Origin of the sequence: Streptomyces sp. SM1, from assembly GCF_002910825.1 — a bacterium.
Classification (GTDB): domain Bacteria; phylum Actinomycetota; class Actinomycetes; order Streptomycetales; family Streptomycetaceae; genus Streptomyces; species Streptomyces okerensis.
Window position 1 is genome coordinate 1 of record NZ_NEUB01000094.1, and the last position, 961, is coordinate 961.

General features: G+C 77.2%; 1 pseudogene. It reads left to right on the forward strand.

What is annotated here, in order from left to right:
- A pseudogene (locus B9S61_RS02095) lies at nucleotides 1-549 on the forward strand (MFS transporter); the annotation flags it as partial.
- Between the last annotated feature and the right edge of the window lie 412 nt (nucleotides 550-961).

Genomic DNA, 961 nt, shown 5'->3' on the forward strand with positions numbered 1-961 from the left:
CGCTCCGTGCGCGGCGCGCTGCTGCTGGTCCCGGCCGTGGGCGCCGTGTGGGGAGCGCTGGACGAGTACACGCCGCTGCTGGTGCGGGGGACCGGCGTCGCCGACGGAACGGTTCCCTACCTGCTCCTGCTGATCTGGGCGGGCGCCACCGCCGGGAGCCTGCTGGCGGGGGAGGGCGACCGGCTCGGGACACGAGGCCTCGCCGCGCTGCTGGCCGGCGCGGGCATCGCCCTCGCCGCCGGCGCGATCGACGGCAGTCCGCGGGGGCTGGTCCTCGTCGCCCTCGCCTTCGGCGGCTTCCAGGCGGCGACCGTGCTGGCCGACGCCCGGCTCCAGCGACGCATCCAGGACTCCGGGCGGGCCACCCTGACCTCGGTCGCGGGACTGGGCACGGAGCTGGCGACGGTCGCGGTCTACGGCGGCTACGCGCTGATCGCCTCGGGCCACGCCCACAGCACCGCCTTCGCGGTGTTCGCGGTGCCGTACCTGGCGACGACGGCACTGCTGCTCCTGGGAAGGAGAGCCGGGAACGCCGAACCACGGCCGTGAGGCGTCCACGGCCGTCCGCCGGCGCCCCGCCCACCGACCGCCGCCGGCCGGAGGGCGGGGCGGGGTGCCCGTCCTGAGTCCGGCGCACGAGCCCGCCCGGGAGGCGGAAGGGCGCCGTCGGGTGCGGGTGGACGTCCTGTCAGGCGTGGGTGAGCAGCGTCCTGTCGGATGCGGGTGGACCCTCCGTCCAGCGTGAACGAACCACGTCCCGACGGGTGCGGGCGAACACCCCGCCCAGCTTGGGTGAACCGTGTCTTCACCCCCCCCGGGGTGGGGATCCTCGGGGGCAGCAGGAGCGCTCGGTCCGGCGTCCCGTCGAGGCGCCGGGCCGAGCGGACATCCCCCGTGCCGGTACCCAGCGGCATCCCACCGGGCGCAGGGCGACGCCGGCCCCGCGCCGCCACCCGCCTCA